Source organism: Marmoricola sp. RAF53, assembly GCF_052114005.1.
Classification (GTDB): domain Bacteria; phylum Actinomycetota; class Actinomycetes; order Propionibacteriales; family Nocardioidaceae; genus Marmoricola.
In genome coordinates this window covers 109849-132908 of sequence record NZ_JBFRDX010000007.1, presented here as the reverse complement: position 1 = coordinate 132908, position 23060 = coordinate 109849, and the positions used below count along the sequence as shown (strand labels likewise).

24 protein-coding genes are annotated in these 23060 nt (G+C 71.9%); 18 read left to right on the top strand and 6 right to left on the bottom strand.

Going from position 1 to position 23060, the window contains the following annotated elements; genetic code table 11:
• Positions 1 to 9: 9 nt before the first annotated feature.
• The 6 genes from hemL to ccsB are packed head-to-tail and all read left to right on the top strand — an operon-like array spanning position 10 to position 6073.
• A complete protein-coding gene (gene hemL, locus AB4Y76_RS08380) occupies positions 10 to 1359 on the top strand; it encodes a glutamate-1-semialdehyde 2,1-aminomutase (RefSeq protein ID WP_441924082.1) in 1350 nt (449 codons plus the stop codon).
• Positions 1356 to 2099, top strand: a complete 744-nt coding sequence (locus AB4Y76_RS08375; protein ID WP_441924080.1) for a histidine phosphatase family protein — start codon at positions 1356 to 1358, stop codon at positions 2097 to 2099. The genes hemL and AB4Y76_RS08375 overlap by 4 nt, the downstream gene beginning before the upstream one ends.
• Positions 2100 to 2104: 5 nt before the next feature.
• Positions 2105 to 2710, top strand: a complete 606-nt coding sequence (locus tag AB4Y76_RS08370; protein WP_441924078.1) for a TlpA disulfide reductase family protein — start codon at positions 2105 to 2107, stop codon at positions 2708 to 2710.
• Positions 2707 to 3480 carry a cytochrome c biogenesis CcdA family protein gene (locus AB4Y76_RS08365; protein ID WP_441924076.1) on the top strand — a complete coding sequence of 258 codons (774 nt, stop codon included), beginning with the start codon at positions 2707 to 2709 and terminating at the stop codon, positions 3478 to 3480. The genes AB4Y76_RS08370 and AB4Y76_RS08365 overlap by 4 nt, the downstream gene beginning before the upstream one ends.
• Positions 3477 to 5081 (top strand): cytochrome c biogenesis protein ResB, encoded by a 1605-nt coding sequence (resB, locus tag AB4Y76_RS08360; RefSeq protein WP_441924074.1) that lies wholly within the window; start codon positions 3477 to 3479, stop codon positions 5079 to 5081. Before AB4Y76_RS08365 ends, resB begins: the two co-directional genes overlap by 4 nt.
• Entirely contained in the window at positions 5078 to 6073 is a 996-nt protein-coding gene (gene ccsB, locus AB4Y76_RS08355; RefSeq protein ID WP_441924072.1) for a c-type cytochrome biogenesis protein CcsB, read from the top strand. Before resB ends, ccsB begins: the two co-directional genes overlap by 4 nt.
• Before the next feature lie 59 nt (positions 6074 to 6132).
• Here the strand turns inward: ccsB and AB4Y76_RS08350 are convergent, their stop codons facing one another.
• Together AB4Y76_RS08350 and AB4Y76_RS08345 are read right to left on the bottom strand one after the other, a co-directional pair.
• Entirely contained in the window at positions 6133 to 6615 is a 483-nt protein-coding gene (locus AB4Y76_RS08350) for a glutathione peroxidase (RefSeq protein ID WP_441924070.1), read from the bottom strand.
• On the bottom strand, positions 6599 to 6835 hold the full coding sequence (locus AB4Y76_RS08345; RefSeq protein ID WP_441924068.1) for a hypothetical protein: 237 nt from the start codon (positions 6833 to 6835) through the stop codon (positions 6599 to 6601). The genes AB4Y76_RS08350 and AB4Y76_RS08345 overlap by 17 nt, the downstream gene beginning before the upstream one ends.
• 40 nt (positions 6836 to 6875) lie before the next feature.
• Between AB4Y76_RS08345 and AB4Y76_RS08340 the strand changes: the two genes are divergently transcribed.
• From AB4Y76_RS08340 to AB4Y76_RS08330, 3 genes are all read left to right on the top strand, one after another.
• Positions 6876 to 7142: a DUF4229 domain-containing protein gene (locus AB4Y76_RS08340; RefSeq protein WP_441924066.1), complete on the top strand. Its 267-nt coding sequence runs from the start codon at positions 6876 to 6878 to the stop codon at positions 7140 to 7142.
• A 23-nt stretch (positions 7143 to 7165) separates the two neighbouring features.
• Positions 7166 to 8293 (top strand): PLP-dependent cysteine synthase family protein, encoded by a 1128-nt coding sequence (locus tag AB4Y76_RS08335; RefSeq protein ID WP_441924382.1) that lies wholly within the window; start codon positions 7166 to 7168, stop codon positions 8291 to 8293.
• 724 nt (positions 8294 to 9017) lie between these two features.
• A complete protein-coding gene (locus tag AB4Y76_RS08330) occupies positions 9018 to 9518 on the top strand; it encodes a hypothetical protein (RefSeq protein WP_441924064.1) in 501 nt (166 codons plus the stop codon).
• Between the two features lie 25 nt (positions 9519 to 9543).
• Here AB4Y76_RS08330 and AB4Y76_RS08325 read toward each other — a convergent pair whose 3' ends face one another.
• Together AB4Y76_RS08325 and AB4Y76_RS08320 are read right to left on the bottom strand one after the other, a co-directional pair.
• Positions 9544 to 9894, bottom strand: coding sequence for a TraR/DksA family transcriptional regulator (locus tag AB4Y76_RS08325; RefSeq protein ID WP_441924062.1), 351 nt, complete (start codon positions 9892 to 9894; stop codon positions 9544 to 9546).
• Between the two features lie 219 nt (positions 9895 to 10113).
• Positions 10114 to 10992: a 1,4-dihydroxy-2-naphthoate polyprenyltransferase gene (locus tag AB4Y76_RS08320; protein ID WP_441924060.1), complete on the bottom strand. Its 879-nt coding sequence runs from the start codon at positions 10990 to 10992 to the stop codon at positions 10114 to 10116.
• Between the two features lie 42 nt (positions 10993 to 11034).
• Between AB4Y76_RS08320 and AB4Y76_RS08315 the strand changes: the two genes are divergently transcribed.
• The 5 genes from AB4Y76_RS08315 to AB4Y76_RS08295 all read left to right on the top strand — a co-directional run bounded on the left by AB4Y76_RS08315 (position 11035) and on the right by AB4Y76_RS08295 (position 17328).
• Positions 11035 to 12021: an AMP-binding protein gene (locus AB4Y76_RS08315; RefSeq protein WP_441924058.1), complete on the top strand. Its 987-nt coding sequence runs from the start codon at positions 11035 to 11037 to the stop codon at positions 12019 to 12021.
• On the top strand, positions 12014 to 12961 hold the full coding sequence (locus AB4Y76_RS08310) for an o-succinylbenzoate synthase (protein ID WP_441924056.1): 948 nt from the start codon (positions 12014 to 12016) through the stop codon (positions 12959 to 12961). Before AB4Y76_RS08315 ends, AB4Y76_RS08310 begins: the two co-directional genes overlap by 8 nt.
• A 1-nt stretch (position 12962) precedes the next feature.
• Positions 12963 to 14561 (top strand): 2-succinyl-5-enolpyruvyl-6-hydroxy-3-cyclohexene-1-carboxylic-acid synthase, encoded by a 1599-nt coding sequence (gene menD, locus AB4Y76_RS08305; protein ID WP_441924054.1) that lies wholly within the window; start codon positions 12963 to 12965, stop codon positions 14559 to 14561.
• A 16-nt stretch (positions 14562 to 14577) separates the two neighbouring features.
• Positions 14578 to 15384: a PIG-L deacetylase family protein gene (locus AB4Y76_RS08300; RefSeq protein ID WP_441924052.1), complete on the top strand. Its 807-nt coding sequence runs from the start codon at positions 14578 to 14580 to the stop codon at positions 15382 to 15384.
• Between the two features lie 75 nt (positions 15385 to 15459).
• On the top strand, positions 15460 to 17328 hold the full coding sequence (locus AB4Y76_RS08295; protein WP_441924050.1) for a Na+/H+ antiporter: 1869 nt from the start codon (positions 15460 to 15462) through the stop codon (positions 17326 to 17328).
• Between the two features lie 9 nt (positions 17329 to 17337).
• Here the strand turns inward: AB4Y76_RS08295 and AB4Y76_RS08290 are convergent, their stop codons facing one another.
• Entirely contained in the window at positions 17338 to 17958 is a 621-nt protein-coding gene (locus tag AB4Y76_RS08290; RefSeq protein ID WP_441924048.1) for a LysE/ArgO family amino acid transporter, read from the bottom strand.
• Positions 17959 to 17998: 40 nt separating this feature from the next.
• Positions 17999 to 19516, bottom strand: coding sequence for a flavin-containing monooxygenase (locus AB4Y76_RS08285; RefSeq protein WP_441924046.1), 1518 nt, complete (start codon positions 19514 to 19516; stop codon positions 17999 to 18001).
• A gap of 55 nt (positions 19517 to 19571) precedes the next feature.
• On the opposite strand from AB4Y76_RS08285, the gene AB4Y76_RS08280 reads away from it, so the two are divergent.
• From AB4Y76_RS08280 to AB4Y76_RS08265, 4 genes are all read left to right on the top strand, one after another.
• Positions 19572 to 20225, top strand: a complete 654-nt coding sequence (locus AB4Y76_RS08280) for an MBL fold metallo-hydrolase (RefSeq protein ID WP_441924044.1) — start codon at positions 19572 to 19574, stop codon at positions 20223 to 20225.
• A 225-nt stretch (positions 20226 to 20450) separates the two neighbouring features.
• A complete protein-coding gene (locus AB4Y76_RS08275) occupies positions 20451 to 21365 on the top strand; it encodes a TauD/TfdA dioxygenase family protein (protein ID WP_441924042.1) in 915 nt (304 codons plus the stop codon).
• Positions 21362 to 22246, top strand: a complete 885-nt coding sequence (locus AB4Y76_RS08270) for an ABC transporter permease (protein WP_441924040.1) — start codon at positions 21362 to 21364, stop codon at positions 22244 to 22246. The genes AB4Y76_RS08275 and AB4Y76_RS08270 overlap by 4 nt, the downstream gene beginning before the upstream one ends.
• Positions 22243 to 22986, top strand: a complete 744-nt coding sequence (locus AB4Y76_RS08265) for an ABC transporter ATP-binding protein (protein WP_441924038.1) — start codon at positions 22243 to 22245, stop codon at positions 22984 to 22986. Before AB4Y76_RS08270 ends, AB4Y76_RS08265 begins: the two co-directional genes overlap by 4 nt.
• The last annotated feature ends 74 nt before the right edge of the window (positions 22987 to 23060 follow it).

Genomic DNA, 23060 nt, shown 5'->3' with positions numbered 1-23060 from the left:
AATGCCGGGGTGCCAGGACTCTCGACGGACAGCTCCGCCCAGTGGTTCGACCGCGCGCGCACGGTCATCCCGGGAGGCGTGAACTCCCCGGTCCGTGCGTTCGCCGCGGTCGGCGGGACCCCGCGGTTCATGGAGTCGGGTGCCGGCGCCTGGCTGCGCGACGTCGACGGCAACCGCTACGTCGACCTGGTCTGCTCGTGGGGGCCGATGCTGCTCGGGCACGCGCACCCCGAGGTCATCGACGCGGTCCAGGCGGCGATCGCCCGCGGGACGTCGTACGGGACGCCGACGACGACCGAGGTCGAGCTGGCCGAGGAGATCGTCGCGCGCACCCCGATCGACAAGGTCCGGTTGGTCAGCTCGGGCACCGAGGCGACCATGTCGGCGATCCGGCTGGCCCGCGGCTTCACCGGCCGCGACCTGGTGGTGAAGTTCGCCGGCTGCTACCACGGTCACGTCGACTCGCTGCTCGCCAGCGCCGGCTCGGGCCTGGCCACCCTGGGCACTTCCCTGGGCACCTCCCTGGGCGTCAGCAGCACGCCGGGCGTGCCCGCCTCCGCCGCCGCGCAGACGATCGTGCTGCCCTTCAACGACCGGGCCGCCGTCGAGGCCGCGTTCGCCGAGCACGGCGACGCGATCGCCTGCCTCATCACCGAGGCATCCCCGGGCAACATGGGCGTCGTCCCGCCCGAGCCCGGCTTCAACGCGTTCCTCGCCGAGACCTGCCGGCGGCACGGCGCGCTCTTCGTCTCCGACGAGGTGATGACCGGCTTCCGGGTCTCGCGCAGCGGCCAGTGGGGCACCGACGGCGCGGTCGAGGGCTGGACGCCGGACCTGATGACGTTCGGCAAGGTGATGGGCGGCGGCTTCCCGGCCGCGGCCTTCGGCGGTCGCGCCGACGTGATGGCGATGCTGTCCCCGGAGGGCCCGGTCTACCAGGCCGGGACGCTCTCGGGGAACCCGGTCGCCACGGCGGCCGGCCTGGCCACGCTGCGGCTGGCCGACGACGCCGTCTACGCCCGCGTCGACGAAGTCGCCGCGACGATCTCGCGGGCCGCCGGCGAGGCGCTCACCGCCGCCGGGGCGCCGTACCGGCTGCAGAGCAACGGCAACATGTTCTCGATCTTCTTCGGCGACCTGCCTGAGGTCCGCGACTACGCGACCGCGCAGACCCAGGACGTGGCCGCGTTCGGGGCGTTCTTCCACGCGATGCTCGACCAGGGCGTCTACCTGCCACCGAGCGCGTTCGAGGCGTGGTTCTGCTCGTCCGCCCACGACGACCGCGTTGTCCAGCACGTGCTGGACGCCCTGCCCGCCGCGGCCACCGCCGCTGCCGCCACCTCCGAGGGGAACCGATGAGCACCACGACGACCGTCCACCTGCTGCGCCACGGCGAGGTCTTCAACCCCGAGGGCATCCTCTACGGCCGCGCCCCGGGCTTCGTGCTGTCCGACCGCGGCACGGCGATGGCCGAGCGGGTCGCCGAGCGGATCGGCGACCGGGACATCACCCACGTCGTCGCCTCCCCGCTCGAGCGTGCCCAGCAGACGGCCGGCCCGCTGGCGAAGGTCCGCGGCGTCGAGATCGTCACCGACGAGCGCGTCATCGAGTCCGAGAACGTCTTCGAGGGCAAGCCGTTCTCCGTCGGCGACGGCGTGCTCCGGCGGCCGTCGACCTGGAAGCACCTCTGGAACCCGTTCAAGCCGTCCTGGGGCGAGCCGTACCACCAGGTCGCCGCCCGGATGTGGGCCGCGGTGGAGGACGCCCGGGACGCGGCCGACGGCCACGAGGCGCTCATCGTCTCCCACCAGCTGCCGATCTGGATCTGCCGGCTGCACGCCGAGAAGCGCCGCTTCCTGCACGACCCGCGTCGCCGCCAGTGCACGCTCTGCAGCCTGACCTCGTTCACCTTCGACGGCACCGAGCTGACCGCGGTCGGCTACTCCGAGCCGGCCGGCGACATGATCCCCGAGGCGGAGCGCCGCGCGGCGTTCTCCTCCGGCACCGGGTTCACCGAGCCCAACGACCTCCCCGCCCAGCCCGGGTCGCACCCCGGCGCCCACCCTGCCGAGGACACCACCCCCGGCAACGACGGCTGACCCGCGTGAGCACCCGACGTCGTACCGCCGCGTTCCTGGCCGCCCTCGTGGCGACCGGTGCGCTCGCCGCCGGCTGCGGCAGCGACGTCGGCAGCAACGGCGGCAGCGGGTACGTCGACGGCAACGGCGTGATCACCCGGCTCGCGGTCGCCGACCGGAAGACACCCGGCGCGGTCACCGGCGAGACGCTCGAGGGCGCGAAGGTCGACCTCGCCTCCGACTACGCCGGCAAGGTCGTGGTCGTGAACGTCTGGGGCTCCTGGTGCCCGCCGTGCCGCGCCGAGGCCGACGACCTCGCGAAGGCCGCGAACGAGCTCGCGCCGCAGGGCGTCGTGTTCCTCGGGATCAACACCCGGGACAACAGCCGCGACAACGCGCTCTCCTTCCAGAAGAAGCGGAAGGTGCCGTACCCGTCGATCTTCGACCCGGGCGGCCGCAGCCTGCTCGCCTTCCACGGCACCCTGACCCCGAACGCCATCCCGAGCACGGTGGTCATCGACGCCCAGGGCCGGGTGGCCGCCAGCATCCTCGGTGAGGTGCCGAGCGCGCAGACACTCGTCGACCTCGTCAGCGACGTGGTCAAGGACAGCGGCACCGGGACCGGCTCATGACCCTGGCCGTCCTCCCGCTCGACGCCGGCGACTGGTTCCGCGACACCGCCCTCACCGGGTCGCTGCTGCTCGCCGTCCCGGTCGCCCTCGTCGCCGGCCTGGTGTCGTTCTTCAGCCCGTGCGTGGTGCCGCTGCTGCCGGGCTACCTCTCGTACACGACCGGTCTGTCCGGCGCGGACCTCGAGTCGGCGAAGCGCGGCCGGATGCTGGCCGGGTCGCTGCTCTTCGTCGCCGGCTTCTCCTTCGTCTTCGTCTCCTACGGCGCCCTGTTCGGGGCGGTCGGCGAGTGGTTGTGGGAGTACCAGGACTCCGTCACGATCGTCCTCGGCTGCGTCACCATCCTGCTCGGCATCGCCTTCCTCGGCGCCGTCCCGTGGATGCAGCGCGACTGGCGCTTCCACCGGGTGCCGGCCGTCGGGCTGGCCGCGGCGCCGCTGCTCGGGGTCCTCTTCGGCCTCGGCTGGACGCCCTGCATCGGCCCGACCCTCGGCGCGATCCTGTCGCTGGCGACCCAGGAGGCCAGCGCCGGCCGCGGCGCCTTCCTCAGCCTGATGTACTGCCTCGGCCTCGGGCTCCCGTTCATCGTCGCGGCACTCGCCTACCGGCGGATGCTCGGCGGCATCGCCTGGGTCCGGCGGCACCAGCAGTGGGTCACCCGGCTCGGCGGCATCATGCTGATCGCGGTCGGCCTGCTCATGGTCACCGGCCAGTGGGACGCGCTGATCTCCGACATGCGCGGCTGGATCACGGGCTACGAGGCGACCGTATGACGACCGGGACCGAGGACGCCGCCGGCAGCCCGGCCGAGGGCACGCCGGCGTACGGCGAGGACCCGCGGCCCGACCCCGGCCCGGCGCCGCTCGCCCCCCTGGAGCTGCTGCGCTGGACCTGGCGCCAGCTCACCTCGATGCGGACCGCGCTGATCCTGCTCTTCCTGCTCGCGCTCGGCGCCGTGCCCGGCTCGGTGATCCCGCAGCAGGGCGTGGACGCGCTCCGCACCGCCAACTGGCAGACCCAGCACCCGGAGCTGACCAAGGTCTACGAGAAGCTCGGGCTGTTCTCGGTCTACGACTCGGCCTGGTTCTCCGCGATCTACATCCTGCTGATGATCTCGCTGGTGGGCTGCATCCTGCCGCGCCTGCGCGTCTACTGGAAGGCGATGCGGGCGCGGCCGCCGCGGGTCCCGCGGAACCTGGCCCGGCTGCCGGAGCACCGCGCGTTCGAGTCTTCCGCTGATCCTGGCGCCGTGGTGGCTGAGGCTGGACGGGCGTTGCGCGGCTACCGCAAGGACGTCGACACGGGTTCCGGGGTCGCTTCGGTCTCGGCCGAGAAGGGCTACCTGCGCGAGGCCGGCAACCTGCTCTTCCACGTCTCCGTCCTGATCGTGCTCGTCGGCTTCGCGTTCGGCTCGCTGCTCGGCTACAAGGGCGGCGTGATCGTGGTCGCCGGCGACGGCTTCGGCAACACGCTCTCCCAGTACGACGACTTCGACCCCGGCGGACTCTTCCAGCCGGACCGGCTCAAGCCGTTCTTCTTCACCGTCAAGGACTTCGACGTCACGTTCATCCGCGAGGGCCGCGAGGCCGGGATGGCGCACAAGTTCTCCGCGGGGCTCGACTACCAGGCCTCGCCGACCTCGCCGGAGAAGCAGACCCGGATCTCGGTGAACCACCCGCTGAAGATCGACGGCACGAAGGTCTACCTGATCGGCCACGGCTACGCGCCGCACGTCACCGTCCGCGACGCCGACGGCACCGTCGCCTACTCCGGCTCGGTGGTCTTCCTCCCCGAGGACAGCACCTTCCGCTCGCTCGGCGTGATCAAGGTGCCGGAGGCGGCCAAGGCCCAGCTCGGCTTCGAGGGCGAGTTCTACCCGACGTACGCGTTCACGATGGGGACCGGCCCGTTCTCGGCGTTCCCGGACGCGCAGAACCCGGCCCTGTCGATGAACGTGTGGTCCGGCGACCTGGGCCTCGACAGCGGCGTCCCGCAGTCGGTCTACGCGCTCGACAAGAAGGGCCTGAAGCCGGTCGAGAAGGCGAACGGCCAGCAGTACCGGGTCGACCTCGCCCTCGGTCAGACCAAGAACCTGCCCGACGGGATGGGCTCGATCACCTTCGACCGGGTCGACCGCTTCGTGAAGCTGCAGGTCAGCCACAACCCCGGCAGCTGGGTGGCGCTCGCGGGCGTCGTGCTCGCCCTGCTCGGCCTGCTCGGGTCGCTCTTCATCCGCCCCCGGCGGATCTGGGTCACCGCGCGCCGCGACGGAGACCGTACGCTCGTGGAGGTGGGCGGCCTCGATCGCTCGGCCGGGGGAGACCTGGCCGGGGAGCTCGACGCGCTGGTCCAGCAGCTGGAGGAGAAGGCATGACAACCGATCAGTACGAGGTCCTCAGCAACCAGGCGATCGTGATCGCCGCGGGGTTCTACTTCGCGGCCTTCCTGGTGCACCTCGCCGAGTGGGCCAAGGGCCGCTCGGCGGCCGCCGAGGTGGTCGCGACCGCCGCGGACTCAACGGCCTCAGCGGTCGCCGCGGAGGAGGACTCCACCACGATCACCGTCGCACCGCCGGTGCGTGCCGCCGAGGACCCGCGCCGGGCCCGGCTCGCCCGGATCGGGGTGGTGCTGACGATCGTCGGGGCCGGCGCGCAGGTCGTCGCCGTCCTCGCCCGCGGCCTCGCCGCAGAGCGGGTGCCGTGGGGCAACATGTACGAGTTCACGATGACCGCCACGATGATGGTCGTCCTCGGGTACCTGCTGCTCTACAAGAAGTTCGAGCTCGACTGGCTCTCCCCGGTCGTGACCGGGTTCTCGGTCGTCGTGCTGATGGCCGACGTGCTGCTGCTCTACGACCCGGTCGTCGAGCTCCGCGACGCGCTCCAGTCCCCCTGGTTGGTGATCCACGTGATCTCGGCGATCACCGCGACCGGCGCCTTCACCCTCGGCGGGATGGCCTCGGCGCTGTACCTGGTCAAGCACCGGCACCTCCGCAAGCGCGCGGAGGCCGGGATGCCGGCGACCGGCGACGGCTACCTCGACCGGCTCCCCGGGCTGCCCCAGCTGGACCGGTTCGCCTACCGCACGACCGCGTTCGGGTTCCCGGTGTGGACCTTCGCGGCCCTCATCACCGGCCCGATCTGGGCCGAGGCGGCGTGGGGCCGCTACTGGGGCTGGGACCCCAAGGAGGTCTGGGCGTTCATCACCTGGGTCGTGTACGCCGCCTACCTGCACGCGCGCGCGACGGCAGGCTGGAAGGGCCGCGCCGCCGCGATCGTCGCCCTCATCGGTCTCGCCACGCTGTGGTTCAACTTCGTGGGGATCAACTTCTTCTTCGGGAGCGGCAGCCAGCACAGCTACGCCTGACCTCTCGCCTGCGGGGTGCTCGACGACCAGGGAGGACAGGCTCGACGACCGGGAGGCGACTAGGCCTGGAGTGCGGCCTCGATGTCGGCGGCGATCTTCTCCGGCGTCGTGGTCGGGCTGTAGCGCTTGACGACCTTGCCGTCGCGGCCGAGCAGGAACTTGGTGAAGTTCCACTTGATCCGGTCGCCCATCAGGCCGCCCTTCTCGGAGCGGAGCCACTGGTAGAGCGGGTGCGCGTCGCCGCCGTTGACGTCGATCTTCTCGAACATCGGGAAGGTGACCCCGTAGTTCTTCTGGCAGAAGTCGCCGATCTCCTCGGCGGTACCCGGGTCCTGCTTCGCGAACTGGTTGCACGGGAAGCCGAGCACGACCAGGCCCTGCTCGACGTACTGCTCGTAGAGGGTCTCGAGCCCGGCGAACTGCGGGGTGAGACCGCACTGCGACGCCGTGTTCACGATGAGGACGACCTTCCCCTCGTACTCGCCGAGGTCCTGGACCTGTCCGTCCAGCGTGTTGGCCTTGAAGTCACTCAGGGTGGTCATGGGTCTCCTGGGAGCTGGGAGGGGGTGGGTCCTGGGTGCCGCGACGTCGTTCGCGCTCGAGATCCCGGAGGAAGGCCTCGTCGTCGTCCGGTCCCTTGGGGCCGGGAGGGAGGGGACGGGCCGGGTCCGCGGATCCCCCCGAGTTCCTGCGGTCGATCGCCCAGAACACGCCGTACAGCACGGCGGCGAGGAGCAGCAGGTACACGACGAAGCGGATCACCCCACCAGCGTAGCGAGGGCGGGGGAATATCCTGGCCGATGTGAAGCACTTCCTGATCTACACCGCACTCCGGATCACCCTGTTCATCACCTGCTGGGTGATCATCGGCGTCGCCGCCCGCGCGATCTTCGGCGAGGGGGACTCGGTCTGGATCTGGGCTCTCGTGCTCGCGGCCGTCGCCTCCTCGCTGCTCTCCCTGAGGTTCCTGTCCGGCCACCGGGAGCGGCTGGCGCAGTCGGTCCAGGAGCGTGCCGAGCGCGCCAACGCGAAGTTCCAGGAGATGAAGACCAAGGAAGACCTGGACTGACCCCGGGGCCCGGGGTGAGCGAGATGGACATCGAGCGCGACGGCGGCTGCCGGACGGCTTCGGCCGGTGTGGACCGGACCTGGCTGCACGAGGCCGTACGCCGGGTCGAGGCGGACGCGAACCGGTCGGCCGACACCCACCTGCACGTCTTCGGCCTCCCCGAGGAGTGGGGCATCGACCTCTACCTCAAGGACGAGTCGGTGCACCCGACCGGCTCGCTGAAGCACCGGCTGGCGCGGTCACTGTTCCTGTACGCGCTCTGCAACGGCTGGATCCACGAAGGATCCACCGTCACCGAGGCGTCGTCGGGGTCGACCGCCGTCTCCGAGGCCTACTTCGCGCGGCTGCTCGGGCTCCCGTTCGTCGCGGTGATGCCCGCCTCCACGTCGCCGGAGAAGATCGCCCTCATCGAGTTCCAGGGCGGCCGCTGCCACCTGGTCGACGACCCGGGCACGATCTACGACGAGGCGCGCCGGCTCGCCGCCGAGACCGGCGGGCACTACCTGGACCAGTTCACCTACGCCGAGCGCGCCACCGACTGGCGCGGCAACAACAACATCGCCGAGTCGATCTTCGAGCAGCTCTCCCTGGAGCGGCACCCCGTCCCGACGTGGGTGGTCGTCGGCGCCGGGACCGGCGGCACCTCGGCCACGATCGGGCGCTACGTCCGCTACCGGCGCCACGACACCCAGGTCTGCGTCGTCGACCCGGAGAACTCGGCGTTCTTCGAGGGCTGGACGCGCGGGGACGCGTCGTTCGAGACGGGGATCGGGTCCCGGATCGAGGGCATCGGCCGCCCCCGCGTCGAACCGTCGTTCCTGGGCTCGGTGGTGGACCGGATGATCTCGGTGCCGGACGCGGCCTCTGTCGCGGCGATGCGCTGGACCTCCCGGACCACCGGCCGGCTGGTCGGCGGCTCGACCGGGACCGCGATGTGGGGTGCCCTGCGGGTGGTCGCGGAGATGAAGGCCGCCGGTGAGACCGGCTCGGTCGTCACGCTGCTCTGCGACCCGGGGGAGCGGTACGCCGACACCTACTACGACGACGACTGGCTGGCCGCGCAGGGCCTGGACATCGCGCCGTACGACGAGACGCTGCGGCGGTTCGTCGAGACCGGCGCGTGGGTGGAGCCGACGCCTGCCGGTGGTTGAGGAAGGCGCGCACCCCGAATTTCCCCGTGGGCAAGGCGAATCCGGGACCGGGACTGTCGGTGCCGGTCCGTCGTTTCGTCCCATGACGACCGGCACCCTCGACGCAGTAACGGCACTCGCTGCTGCGCGCCGCTTTCGTGCCGAAGCTGATGCTGCCGAGGTCGGCCTGCTCGTCCAGGCGGTGTCGTGGGCCGACCAGCACAGCGTCACCGACCCGGACTTCGCCGCGACCTGGGGTGACACTCCGGTCCCGCTGGCCGGCGGGGGTGCGCCGTTGGTGTCGAACTTCTGTGTCACCGAGTTCTCCGCCGCGCTCGGGATGTCGGACCGACGCCCGGCTCTCCGCCGACGCCGCTCAGCTCGAGGATTGGGGCTCCGAAGCCTCCCTGGACGCCCGCCGGGCCGAAGCACTGGGAACCTGGCGCGGGGCGAGATGGTGTTGTCCGGGGGTTTCGAGACAGGCGCTGCGCGCCTTCCTCAACCACCGGTGGGCGCGGAGCGCTTTCCTCAACCATCGGTGGGCGCGGAGCGCTTTCCTCAACCATCGGTGGGCGCAGGGCGTCTTCCTCAACCACCGGTGGGCGCAGGGCGTCTTCCTCAACCATCGGTGGGCGCAGGGCGTCGTCCTCAACCACCGGTGGGCGGCCTTTCACCTGCACTCATCCGGCGCGGCCGATGATGCATAACCCAGCGCGGGGGCTCGCGCCCAGGGAACATGACGCTTGTGACCAGCTCGTCTCAGCGCCTTGCCGCCGCCGTTGGCTGCGCGAGCGCCCTGGTCCTCGTGACCGCACTCGCCCTGGCGTTCACCGACCGCGGCGACTACCCGCCGTCGTCGTACCCGCACGCCAGGGTCGTGGCCGAGACAGGCGGGGACGACGGCTGGAAGACGATCGAGTACCGCGGCGTCCGGGTCGACGTCCCGTGGCGCTGGCGGCGCGTCGACATGACCGGGTGCGAGTTCTCCTACGAGCGCTGGGCACCACCAGGTACGACGCCGTGCCGGTACGACGGCGGAGTGGGCTTCTTCGGTTCGGCGACGTTCGATCCGGCGTACGGTCCGGGAGTACGGCGGTCCGAACGGACCGGCTCGCCTGCCTGGGGCGGCTGGACCGACGGGAATGCCCGGCTGGTCGTGGACGCCGGCGATGAGGACCGGGAGGTCGTGGCGACGATCCTCGGGTCGGTCACTCCGGGAAGCGCGGACCCGGGCGGCAGCCGGTGACACGTGCGACCTTGTCAGATCGCGGTCACCTTGTCTCCGCGCAATGGATACAGGTGCGCGCGAAGGGGCGTGCCTCGAGCCGGTCCTCGCCGATCGCCTCGCCACATCTTTCGCATGTTCCGTAGGTGCCGAGATCCAGCCTCGCTGTGGCGGCATCGATTTCCACCAGGTGGAGCTGCACCTGCCGGACGAGGGCGCCGATCTGCGATCGCTCGAACGCGATCGTTGCTCCTTCGGGATCGTGCTCGTCATCGGCGTTGGTGTCCCGCGAGGCCGCGACGACTCCGTCGTAGTCGTCAGTCAGGCTCGCCAGACGCCCGACCGTCTCGACACGATCGGCCTCAAGTCGTCTGCGCGCTCGATCCACGCTCTCCATCAGACCATCCGTGTTCAAGAACGGTGCTGCGACCTCGTCGCCGTTCGCGGACGCCGACCTGTGCGCCCGGACTCCTACGCTTGGCGCATGACGAGCGGGATCGAACGGCTGTCCGCAGACGGATGACCGGTCGCCGACCCAGCGACCACCTTGCCGCGACGGCACGTGCCGTGAGGAGAGAAGCGGGGCACTGCCTGGAGCTGCTGCCGGCGTACGACCTCAGCGGGCGATGAGCAGGCCGGCGAAGATGCCGGCGGCGTACAGGAGCTCGCCCACGCCGGTGAGCTGGAGGACCGGGATCAGGCCCGGGCCGACGGCCTTCTGGGTGCGGACGATCTGGTCGGCGCGGCCCAGCGGGACGAAGCCGATCAGGCCGAGGCCGACCCAGAGCGAGGTCTGCGAGGTGATCCCGACCAGGCCGCCGAGGGCGACGAGCAGGAGGACGCCGTAGAAGGCGCGGGTGCGGGCGTCGCCGAGCCGGACGGCGAGGGTGTTCTTGCCGGTCTCGGTGTCGGTGGGGATGTCGCGGAGGTTGTTGGCGACCAGGATCGCGCAGGCCAGCGCGCCGACACCGACGGCAGCGAACAGTCCGGTGAGGGTGACGTCCTCGGCCTGGACGTACTGGGTGCCGAGCACGGCGACGAGCCCGAAGAAGACGAAGACCATGACCTCGCCGAGGCCGAGGTAGCCGTACGGCTTCTTGCCGCCGGTGTAGAACCAGGCGGCGAGGATGCTGAGCGCGCCGACCGCGACCAGCCACCAGTTCGTGCTGGCCGCGAGCACCAGGCCGACGACCGCGGCCAGGCCGAAGGCGGTGAACGCGGCGCCCTTCACCGCCCCCGGGGTGGCGGCGCCGGAACCGACCAGGCGCATCGGGCCGACGCGGTCGTCGTCGGTGCCGCGGATGCCGTCGGAGTAGTCGTTGGCGTAGTTCACGCCGACCTGGAGCAGCAGCGAGACCAGCAGCGCCAGCGCGGCCTTCCACCAGACCTCGTCGTGCGTGTACGCCGCCGCGCCGGTGCCGGCGAGGACGGGCGCGACCGCCGCCGGGAGGGTGCGCGGGCGGGCGCCGGAGATCCACTGTCCTGCTGTAGCCATGGCGCGGATTCTGTCAGGCGCACCTCCCACTAGATTCATCGCGTGAGCAGTCTGCGGCCGGTGGCGGGGGAGGCGGAGGAGATCCGCGCCCTGCTCGAGGAGTGGGAGGCGGCGGCCGACCCGGAGCCGCTGGTGATCGCGACGTCGGGCTCGACCGGGCAGCCCAAGCAGGTGGTGCTGTCCCGGGAAGCGATGCGCGTCTCGGCCGACGCGACGCACGCCCGCCTCGGCGGCCCGGGGACCTGGGAGCTCAACCTGCCGCCGACGTACGTGGCGGGCGTGCAGGTGCTGTACCGGACGATCCGCGGCGGGGGCGGTGACCGGCGGTACGTCTCGCTCGTGCCGACCCAGCTGGTGCGCGCGTTGAAGTCCGAGCAGCGGCTCTGGCAGCTGCGCGAGTACGACGCGGTCCTGGTCGGCGGTGGTCCGCTCCAGCCGCCGGTCCGGTCCGAGGCCGAACGCCACGGCCTGCGGATCGTGCAGACCTACGGGATGTCGGAGACCTGCGGTGGCTGCGTGTACGACGGCGTGCCGCTCGACGGCGTCGAGGTCAGGATCGACCCGGAGGGTCACGTGCTGCTCCGCGGTCCGGTGCTCTTCGACGGCTACCGCGGCGAGCCGGAGCGGACCGCGGCTGCCTTCCGTGACGGCTGGCTGGTCACGAACGATGTCGGCCACTGGGCCGAGGACGGGCGGCTGCGGATCGACGGCCGCGTCGACGACATGATCATCAGCGGCGGCGTGAAGGTGCCCGCGCAGGCGGTCGCGTCGATGATCCGGACCGACAGCGTCGGGTTCGGGGTCGAGGTCGTCGGGGTGCCCGACCCCGAGTGGGGGGAACGGGTCGTTGCGGTGATGGCGGCGGGCAGCGCGACCTCGCTCGAGCACGTCCGCAGCCTCGTCACGCCCCGCGCGTGGGCGCCACGGCAGATCGTCGTCGTCCCGGAGATCCCGCTGCTCCCGAACGGCAAGCCCGACCGCGTCGCGATCAGGGCTCTTGCACGAGGGACGGGGGCCGCGGATGCGTGAGGGTCTGGTCTACTCGATCCCGCTGACCACCCGGTTCCGCGGCATCGACGTGCGCGAGGGGATGCTGCTGCGCGGCGACGCCGGGTGGGGGGAGTTCAGCCCGTTCCTGGAGTACGACGACCCCGTCGCCCGCCCCTGGCTCGACGCGGCGCTGGAGGCCGCCGACGAGGGCTGGCCGGAACCGCTGCGGACGAGCATCCCGGTCAACGTCACGGTCCCGGCCTGCGACCCGGAGCGTGCCCGGGCGATCGTGCTCGCCTCGAACGGCTGCCGCACCGCCAAGGTCAAGGTCGCCGAGCGCGGCCAGGACGTCGCGGAGGACGAGGCCCGGCTGGAGGCGGTCCGCGACGCACTCGGCACGGACGGCCTGATCCGGGTCGACGCGAACGGCGGCTGGACAGTCGCGGAGGCGGTCGCGCGGATCCCGCTGCTGGACCGCGCCGCCGGCGGCCTGGAGTACGTCGAGCAGCCGAGCCCGTCGGTCGAGGACCTCGCCGCCGTACGCCGCCGGGTCGACGTCCCGATCGCCGCCGACGAGTCGATCCGTCGCGCCGCGGACCCCTACCGGGTGCGCGACCTGGCCGCGGCCGACATCGCCGTGCTCAAGGTGCAGCCGCTCGGCGGCGTCCGGGCCTGCCTGCGGATCGCCGAGGACATCGGCCTGCCGGTGGTGGTGAGCAGTGCGTTGGAGACCAGCGTCGGCATCGCCGCCGGGCTCGCTCTTGCCGCGGCGCTGCCGAGCCTGGAGCACGCCTGCGGGCTGGCGACCGTGCAGCTGCTCGCCTCCGATCCCACGTCCGCGCCGCTGCTCCCGGTCGACGGGCACCTGCCAGTGGTGCGGCCGGAGGTCGTCGAGGCGGCGGTGTCCGCGCCGCCGGAGCGGATCGCGCACTGGCAGGCCCGGCTGGCCGCCGTCGCGGCGCTGCGGGAGGATCGCTGACGTGAGTCCGTCGCCCGCCACCGTCCTCGCCCGCGCCGTCGTGGAGGCGCTGCTCGGCGCCGGCGTCCGCCAGGTGGTGCTCGCACCCGGCTCGCGGAACGCGCCGCTGTCCTTCGCGCTCCACGACGCCGCCGAGGCCGGCGCGGTCGACCTGCACACGCGCATCGACGAGCGCACCGGCGCCTTCCTCGCGCTCGGCATGGCGAAGACGTCGCGGCGCCCGGTCGCCGTGGTCACCACCTCCGGCACCGCCGCCGCGAACCTGCACCCGGCGGTGCTCGAGGCCGCGCACACCGGCATTCCCCTGGTCGTGATCACCGCGGACCGGCCGGCCCGGCTGCGCGGCACGATCGCGAACCAGACCACCGACCAGGTCGGCCTCTACGGTCCCGCCGTGGTCACCGCGGCCGACGTCGTCGAGCCGGCTGACATCGCCGAGGGCCTGGCCGGCATCGTCCGCGGACCGGTGCACCTCAACGTGCAGCTCGACGAACCGCTCGTGCCCGACGGCCGCTGGGTGCCCGACGTCGTGCTCCCGGAGGACGAGCCGTGGGAGCGCGGCGAGGCGCACCGTCTCGAGAGCGGGCCGCGCACGGTCGTGGTCGCCGGTGACGACGCCGGTCCGTCGGCGCGGGTGCTCGCCCAGGACGCCGGCTGGCCGCTGCTGGCCGAGCCGACCAGCGGTGCCCGCAACGGGCCGAACGTGATCCGCGGCTACCGGCTGCTGCTCGGTACCGACCTCGGCGCTCGGATCGAGCGCGCCGTCGTCGTCGGGACGCCCACGCTGTCGCGGCCGGTGCAGCGGCTGCTCGCCCGCGACGGGCTCGAGGTCGTGGTGAACCGGCCGCGCGGCACCTGGTCGGACCGGCCGCACCCGGTGACGTTCGAGCACGACGGGCCGTTCACGGTCGCGCACCCGGACGGGTCCGCGTGGCTGGAGGAGTGGAAGGGCGCGGACGACCGGCTCTGCGGCCGGATCGACGAGCTGGTCGCCGCGGAGGACGGGCTGACGCCGTACGAGGTGGCGGCGGAGGTGCACGCCGCCGTCCCGGACCACGGGCTGCTGCTGGTCGGGGCCAGCAACCCGATCCGCGACCTCGACCTGATGGCCGGTGCCTACCCGGTCGGCGGTCGCCGGCTGGTGATCGCGAACCGCGGGCTCGCCGGGATCGACGGCACGCTGTCGACCGCCCTCGGCGCGCTGCTCGGCCGGCCGCACACCACCCGGGCGATCGCGTACGTCGGCGACGTGACGTTCCTGCACGACCTGACCGGGCTGGTCACCGGCACCACCGAGGCGCGCCCGGACTTGACGATCGTGGTCGCCAACGACGACGGCGGATCGATCTTCGCGACCCTGGAGCAGGGCGACCCGGTGCACGCCGAGGGCTTCGACAAGCTGTTCGGAACCCCGCACGGCGTCGACCTGGAAGCGCTCTGCACGGGCCTGCGGATCCCGCACTGGCGGGTGCACGACCGCGCCGAGCTCGCCCAGGCGCTGGCCCACCCCAACGGCGGCATCGAGGTGATCGAGGCCCGGGTGCGGCGCGACAACCGGCGTGAGATCGACGAGCGCATCCGTTCCCTCGCCCGAGCCTGAGGGCTAGCGTCGTGCCATGGAGACGACGGACACTCCCAGCAGCCTGCCGCCCCTGCCCGACCAGGACTTCCGCAAGGTCCTCTGCGTGGTGGCCCACCCCGACGACGTCGAGTACGGGACGTCGTCCGCGGTGGCGAAGTGGACCTCCCAGGGAACCGAGGTCGCGTACCTGCTGCTGACCCGGGGCGAGGCCGGGATGCCGAACCCGCCGGAGGAGACGGCGCGGATCCGCCACGCCGAGCAGGAGGCCGCGTGCGCGGCCGTCGGGGTGAGCTCCCTGGAGGTGCTGCACCATCCCGACGGGGTCCTGCAGCCCGGCCTGGAGCTGCGCCGCGACATCGCCCGCGCGATCCGCACCCACCAGCCCGACGTGGTGCTCACCGGGTCGTGGGAGGTCGAGTTCGTCGCCGGGCTCAACCAGGCCGACCACCGGGTCGCCGGGCTCGCGACCGTGGACGCCGTCCGGGACGCCGACAACCCGTGGGTCTTCCCCGACCTGGTCGACGAGGGCCACCCGCCGCACCGGGTGCGCTGGCTCCTGGTGGGAGGGCACACCCGGCCGACCCACGGTGTGGACGTCACCGGCGAACCGCTCCGCCGCGGAGTGGCGTCGCTGGAGGCGCACGGGGAGTACCTCGGCGCGATCGAGGGACACCCGCCGCCGGCGGTGATCCTGCCGATGGTGGCGGCGATGGGCGGCAAGCGGCTCGGGGTGGAGCACGCGGTGCTCTTCCGCGCCTGGGACTTCTTCGCGCCACCACCGCTGCTCGGCGACCCGAGCCGAGAGGCAGCCGGGGAAGCAGCCGGGGACACGGCTGGATGACTGACCGGGACGAGCTGACCGCCAGCACCCGGATGGCGGGACGGCCGCGCGACCGGCGCCCCGGATAATCGTCGCGTGGACCTCGTCGTCACCCTCGTCGCCCTGGTCGCCACCGTGCTGGCGACCACCGCTGTCTGCTCACGGCTCGACCTCTCCGCACCGTTGGTGCTGATCGTCGTCGGGATCGTGGGCTCCTACCTGCCGTTCGTGCCGGACATCGAGCTGCACCCGGAGGTGGTCCTGCTCGGGCTGCTGCCGCCGCTGCTCTACGCGGCGGCGCTGCAGACCTCGCTGGTGGACTTCAACGCCAACCGGCGCGCGATCCTGCTGCTCTCGGTCGGACTGGTGGTCTTCACGACCGTCGGGGTCGCCGTACTGGTGCACGCGATGCTGCCGAGCGTCGGCTGGGCGGGATCCTTCGCGATCGGCGCGGTCGTCTCGCCGCCGGACGCGATCGCCGCCACCGCGATCGGTCGCCGGATCGGCCTCCCGCGCCGGATCGTGACCATCCTGGAGGGCGAGTCGCTCTTCAACGACGCGACCGCACTGGTCGCGCTGAACACCGCGATCGGGGCGACGGCGGCGGGGGTGGTCGTCACCTGGGGCTCGGTGCTCGGTGACTTCGTGGTCGCCGCCGGCGGCGGCGTCCTCGTCGGCCTCGGGTTCTTCCTCGGGATCGGGCTGGTCCGCAAGCACGTCACCGACCCGGTCTTCGACAGCGGCCTGTCGATCATCACGCCGTTCGCGGCGTACATCACCGCCGAGGAGATCCATGCCTCCGGCGTGATCGCGGTCGTCGTCGCCGGGCTGCTGCTCGGGCACAAGGCACCGCTGATCCAGACGGCGCAGTCGCGGATCGCCGAGCGGATGAACTGGCGCAGCATCGCCTTCCTGCTGGAGGGTTCGGTCTTCCTGCTGATCGGCCTGCAGGCCCGCACGATCATCGTCGACGCCGCGGCCGACCACTTGGGCGGCTGGGACATCGCGGTGATCTGCGGCAGCACCCTGCTCGCGGTGATCGTGCTGAGGCTGGTCTGGGTGTTCGCGGCGCGCTACTTGCTGATCCGCCCGGGCGCCGACCCGGACACGCGCCGCAAGCCGCCGTGGACGTACACGCTGCTGCTCGGCTGGGCCGGCATGCGCGGCGTGGTCACGCTGGCGGCGGCGTTCGTCATCCCGACCTCGGTCGACCACCGCGAGGTGCTGCTGCTGATCGCGTTCACCGTGACCGCCGGCACGCTGTTCCTCCAGGGGATGTCGCTGCCCTGGCTGGCCCGGAAGCTCAAGGTGCCCTCGCCCGACCCGACCGCGGACGCGCTCGCCCGGGCGAACGTGCTGCACCAGGCCTCGCAGGCCGGTCTCGCGGCCCTGGACTGCATCGAGGAGGAGGACCCGCACGAGGTCAGCGAGATCCTGCGCGACCGGGTCCGCCGCCGCGACTACGCGGCCTGGGAGCGGGTCGGCGCGGCGGAGACCGAGACGCCGAGCGAGATCTACGCCCGCCGCCGCCAGGTGATGATCGAGGCCGAGCGGAAGCGGGTCCTGGAGATCCGGTCGACCGGCCAGGTCGCCCACGAGGTGGTCGAGGAAGTGCTCTCGATGCTCGACGTCGAGGAGTCGATGCTCGACTACAGCGAGCGGGAGCGGGAGCGGGTCCGCTCGGCGGGGACGCCGATCGCGTTCGAGGGTGGCTGCGACGACCTCCGGAAGCCGCGTCCGCCGGTCGAGCCGAAGACGCCGGGGGAGTGCGAGGACTGTGTCCGCGAGGGCTCCGCCTGGGTGCACCTGCGGCTCTGCCTGGTCTGCGGCAAGGTCGCCTGCTGCGACTCCTCGCCGCGCCGGCACGCCACCGCGCACTTCCACGAGACGAACCACCCGGTGATGCGCTCCGCCGAACCCGGCGAGACCTGGCGCTGGTGCTTCGTCCACGAGCTCACCGGCTGACCGGCTCGGTCAGTACACCGAGAAGAGCGGCTTGATCGCGAGGAGGGCGATCACGACGGCGGCGACGATGCCGGTGACGCGGCGGCCGCGGGGGCCGGAGACCCAGGCGCCGAGGCCGGTGCCGACGCTGGCGACGAAGACCTGCCAGGAGGCGCTCGCCAGGAACGCGGCGAGCACGAAGACCAGGCCCTCGGCCGGGCCGTCGATGTCCACGGTCCCGCCGACGACGATGGCGGCGAAGTAGATCACCGTGGCCGGGTTCACCGCGGTGATCCCGACGAAGGTCAGCCAGGCCCGGAACGGCGTCCAGGTGCGGCCGCTCTCCGCGGACTCCGGCTTCTCCGGTCGCAGCGCGTGCCGCAGGGTGAGGACCGCGATCGCGAGCAGCGCGACGACGGACACGATCTGGAGCAGCGTCTCGACCGGCGCGAGCAGCTCCGCGACCGCCTTGCCGGCGATCACGGCGACGAAGGCGTAGATGCCGTCGACGGTGGCCACACCGAGGCCCGCGGCGGCACCGACCTTCCACGACGTCCGGGCGCTGAGCGCGATGATGAGCGCGGCCACCGCCCCCACCGGGACAGCGATCGCGTAGCCGGTCACCAGGCCGGAGACGAGGACGTCGAGCACCGGGTGATCCTGCCTGCTGGCGGGGTCCCGGGGCAAAGGGTCAGGCGAAGGCGTAGTCCTCGAGCGGGAACTCCTCGACCGCGCGGCGGGCGCTGCCGGACGAGGTCGGCCGCAGCAGCACGGCGTCGCCCTCGTTCGTGTAGTAGTAGCTGCGCGCGGTCCCGCAGGAGCCCTGGTTGAAGACGGTGTCGTCCATCCGGGCCAGCATGTGGTCGAGGAACTCCGCGTCGGCCTCGGCGGTGACCTCGAAGGTCGTGGCGGCGCGCTCGCCGAGCTCGGTGAAGAGACGTTCGATGTGCCGCATCTGCACCTCGATCGTCATGAAGTAGCTCAGCCCGGAGTAGGAGTAGGGCGAGTTCAGGCTGATGAAGTTCGGGAAGCCGGCCACGGTGACGCCCTCGAAGGCGTGGTAGCCGTTGGTGCGCCACGACTTGCCGAGGTCCTTGCCGTCGCGGCCGATGACCTCGATCGCCGGGAAGTTGGTGTCCCAGAGGTTGAAGCCGGTGGCGAGCACGAGTACGTCGATCTCGTGGCTGGTCTCGCGTCCGTGGGCGTCGGCGGTAACGATGCCGGTCGGGGTGATCCGGCGGATCGGCGTCGTCTCCAGGGCGACGTCGCTGCGGTTGAACGTCGGGTAGTACTCGTTGGAGAACGTGGGCCGTTTGCAGCCGAAGCTGTAGTCCGGGGTGAGCTTGCGCCGGGTCTCCGGGTCGCGGACCTGCCGGCGCAGGTGCGCCTTCGCGAGCGCCGCGGCGCCCTGGTTGAGCACCTTGGCCTGCTTGTAGTGCAGCACCGCGGTGACCATCATCGCTTCCAACCAGGCGCTGTTGACCCGGCGCGCGGCACGTTGCGTCCAGGGCTGGGCGGCGAAGAGCGACTGCACGGGCCCGGGGATCCGGAAGTCGGTCTTGGGCGTGACCCAGATCGGGGTGCGCTGGAAGACGGTGAGGTGCGCGGCCCGGCGGGCGATCTCCGGGATCAGCTGGACGGCGGTGGCGCCGGTCCCGATCACCGCGATCCGCTTGCCGTCCAGGTCGACGCCGTCGTCCCACTTCGCGGTGTGGACGACGGTGCCGGCGAAGTCGTCGACGCCCTCGATGTCGGGCAGCTTCGGCTGGGAGAGGAAGCCGGTCGCGGTCATCAGGAAGCGCGCGGTGCGGGTCTTCCGGCGGCCGCCGCCGACCGGGCGGGTGATGAGCACCCAGTGCTGCGCCTCCTCGTCCCAGCGCGCCCCCTCGGCGAGGACGCCGAACTGCATGTGCCGGCGCAGGTCGTACTTGTCGGCCACGTGCTCGGCGTACGCCTTGAGCTCGGCGCCGCGCGCGAACCAGTGCTTCCAGTGCGGGTTCGGCTCGAAGGAGTAGGAGTACGTCACGCTGGCGATGTCGACGGCCAGCCCGGGGTAGTGGTTGACGTGCCAGGTGCCGCCGAGGTCGTCCTCGCGCTCGAGGATCGCGATGTCCGCGGTCTCCGCGCCGTAGCCGAGGCGCTTGAGGCTGATCGCCGCGCCCATCCCGCCGAAGCCGGCGCCGATGATGATGACGTCGTGGTCCGCCATTGCCCCACTCCTTCTTGAACGAAGTTCAATAGGATCCCGACCCTAGTCTGGACCCATGCGGATCATCAAGCACGGGCACGCCTGCGTCAGCCTGGTCACCGGTTCGGAGCACGTCGTCGTCGACCCCGGGATGTTCACCGCGCCGGACGCCCTGGAGGGCGCCACCGCGGTGCTGATCACCCACGAGCACCCCGACCACTGGACCCCCGAGCAGCTCGCCCGCACCGACGCGCCGATCCGCACGATCGCCGCGGTGGCCGACCGGATCCGCGAGGCCGACCCGGCCCTGGCGGACCGGGTCACGGTCGTCGAGCCGGGAGACCGCTTCACCCTCGGTACGACGGACGAGGTCGCCGTCACCGTCGTCGGCGTCAAGCACGCGGTGATCCACCCCGAGCTCCCGCACTTCGACAACAGCGGCTACCTGATCGAGGCGGAGGGCCGGTCGGTCTTCCACCCGGGCGACGCGCTGACGGTGCTGCCGGCCGCGCCGGACGTGCTGCTGCTGCCGGTGAGCGCGCCGTGGCTCAAGGTCTCCGAGTGCATCGACTACGCCCGGGAGGTCGGCGCCGCGCGCTCGCTCGCGATCCACGACGCCGTCTACAGCGAGGCCGGGCTGGGCATCGTGGACGGTCATCTCGGCCGGTTCCTCGCGCCGCGGGAGCAGGACTACCGGCGGCTGGCCGCGGGGGAAGACCTGACGGTGTGACGCAGGTCGCTCGCGGGTCGACTTGCATTGTTGTTTAAGTCCAGTAATCTACTGGACATTATGAACTTCAACTCGGTTCACCTGATCGCCCGCGTGCACGTCGACCTCATGCGGGTCACCAGCGCGTCGTGTCGGTGAGCTCCACCTGAGCCGTCCCGCCCCCTGCGCGGCGAGGCGCCACGGCTCGGTTGTCCCTCTCGGAACCTGACAACCAGGAGCAGAACCATGTCCACCTCTCTCGACAAGACCAGCCTCCAGAAGATCACCGCCCACATCGGCGCCCGCGTCCACGGCATCGACCCGGCGGCCGACCTCAGCGACGACACCGTCGCCTTCCTCCGCGACGCGCTCGGCGAGCACAAGGCGCTCGTCCTCGACGCCCCCGGGCTCGACGCCGCCGGGCAGGAGCGCTTCGCGGCCCGCTTCGGCGAGCTGACGACCGCCCACCCGACGGTCCCCGGCGGCGAGACACCGAACGTCCTCGACGTCGACAGCGACATCAACAAGGCCAACGAGTGGCACACCGACGTGACCTTCGTGGTGAACCCGCCGGCGATCAGCACGCTGCGCTCGATCGTGATCCCGCCGTACGGCGGCGAGACGCTGATCGCCAGCAGCGCTGCCGCGTACGCGAGCCTGCCGGAGCCGCTGCGCGCCTTCGCGGACACCCTCTGGGCGGTGCACACCAACGTCTACGACTACGCCGAGCCGCGACCCCGCAGGACGGCCGAGGCGGCGTACCGGGAGACGTTCGAGTCGACGCCGTACGAGAGCGTCCACCCGGTCGTCCGGGTCCACCCCGAGACCGGCGAGCGCGGGCTCTTCATCGGCGGCTTCGTCCGCGGCATCGAAGGGCTCTCGACGACCGAGTCCCGCGACGTGCTCCGGCTGCTGCAGGCGCACGTCACCAAGCCCGAGCACGTGCTCCGCTGGTCGTGGCAGCCCGGGCAGCTGCTGGTGTTCGACAACCGGATCACCCAGCACTACGCGATCGACAACTACGACGACCAGCCGCGCAGGCTCAGCCGGATCACCGTCTCCGGCGACGTCCCGGTCTCCGTGACCGGGCAGCGCAGCCGGGCGCTGCTGGGCGACTCCTCGCACTACTCGGCCGTGCCGGAGCGGAGCGCCGCCGCATGAGCCTGGTCCTCGAGAACACCACCGCGCACAGTCCGGCCCACGTGCCACCCCGCCCGATCCAGCGGGAGCGCTTCGTCGCCCCGGCGCCGTCATCCTCCCGGGTGCGCCGGGTCGTGGAGCTCTTCCGCTGGCCGCTGGGGATCTACACCACGCCGGTGCTGCTGCTGATCCTCTGGGAGGCGGCCAGCCGGCTCGGCTGGCTGCCGGAGACGGTCGCGCCGGCGCCGAGCACGGTGCTGCACGCGGGCTACGAGCTCTACCAGCGCGGCGAGCTGGTGCCGAGCCTCCTCACCTCGCTGGGCCGTGCGGGAGCCGGTCTCGCGCTCGGCCTCGCCGTCGGCGTCACGGCCGGCATCCTCGGCGGCCTGCTGCGCAGCGGGGAGTACGTCTTCAACGGCGTCTTCCAGATCCTGCACACGATCCCGCTGCTGGCGATCCTGCCGCTGATGATCGTCTGGTTCGGCATCGACGAGACCACCAAGGTGCTGCTGATCTCCTTCGGCGCCGCGGTGCCGATGTACCTCAACCTGTTCTCCGCGATCCGCGGCGTCGACCAGCGTCTCGTCGAGATGGCGCGGTCGGCCGGCGCGAGCCGGTGGCGGCAGGTGTCCCGGGTGCTGCTGCCGGGCGCGATGCCCGGATTCCTCGTCGGGCTCCGGTTCGCCCTCGCCTACAGCGTCCTCGGCCTGGTGGCCGCCGAGCTGGTCAACGTCGACCAGGGCATCGGCTTCCTGATCAACCGGGCGCAGACCTACCAGCAGACCGACCAGATCTTCTTCGGCCTGGTGATCTACGCAGTCCTCGGCCTGCTGGCCGACCAGTTCGTGCGGGTGCTGGAGCGGGTGCTGCTCGCCTGGCGTCCGGGATACGAGGCGTCATGACGACCGCGACTCTCAGTCCGACCCTGGGCGCGAATCCGGCCGACCTCGCCGTCGAGGCCCACGACGTCGAGCGCCGGTTCGGTGACCGGACGGTCCTGCACGCGCTCGACCTGGCGATCGCCCGCGGCGAGTTCGTGGTCCTGCTCGGCCCGTCCGGATGCGGCAAGAGCACGCTGCTGCGGCTGCTCGCCGGCCTCGACCGCCCCGACGGCGGCGTGGTCGAGGTCCCGACCGAACGTGCGGTCGTCTTCCAGGCCGACCGGCTGCTGCCCTGGCAGAAGGTCTGGCGCAACGTCACCATCGGTCTGCGCGGCGACGGCGTGAAGGAGCGCGCTCTCGACGTCCTCGGCGAGGTCGGCCTGGCCGACCGCGCCAACGCCTGGCCGAAGACGCTCAGCGGCGGTGAGGCCCAGCGGGTCGCGCTGGCCCGGGCGCTGGTCACCGAGCCCGACCTGGTGCTGCTGGACGAGCCCTTCTCCGCGCTGGACGCGATCACCCGGCTGCACATGCACGACCTCGTACGCCGCCTGCACCAGCGGCACGGCGCGGCGATGCTCCTGGTCACCCACGACGTCGCGGAGGCGATCGCGCTGGCCGACCGGATCCTGGTCATGCGCGAGGGCCGGATCGGCAGCGCCTACCCGGTCACGCTCTCCGCCGAGGACCGCCGCTCCAGCCAGGCCCGCGAGGACCTCCGCGGGCAGCTGCTCGCCGACCTCGGCCTCGCCGGGCGTCGCTGATCACCGGCACCACCACCCCACACCCCTCCCGGTCGTGCGTCCCCGCACGCCCGTTCCACCCCGAAAGAAGGAAT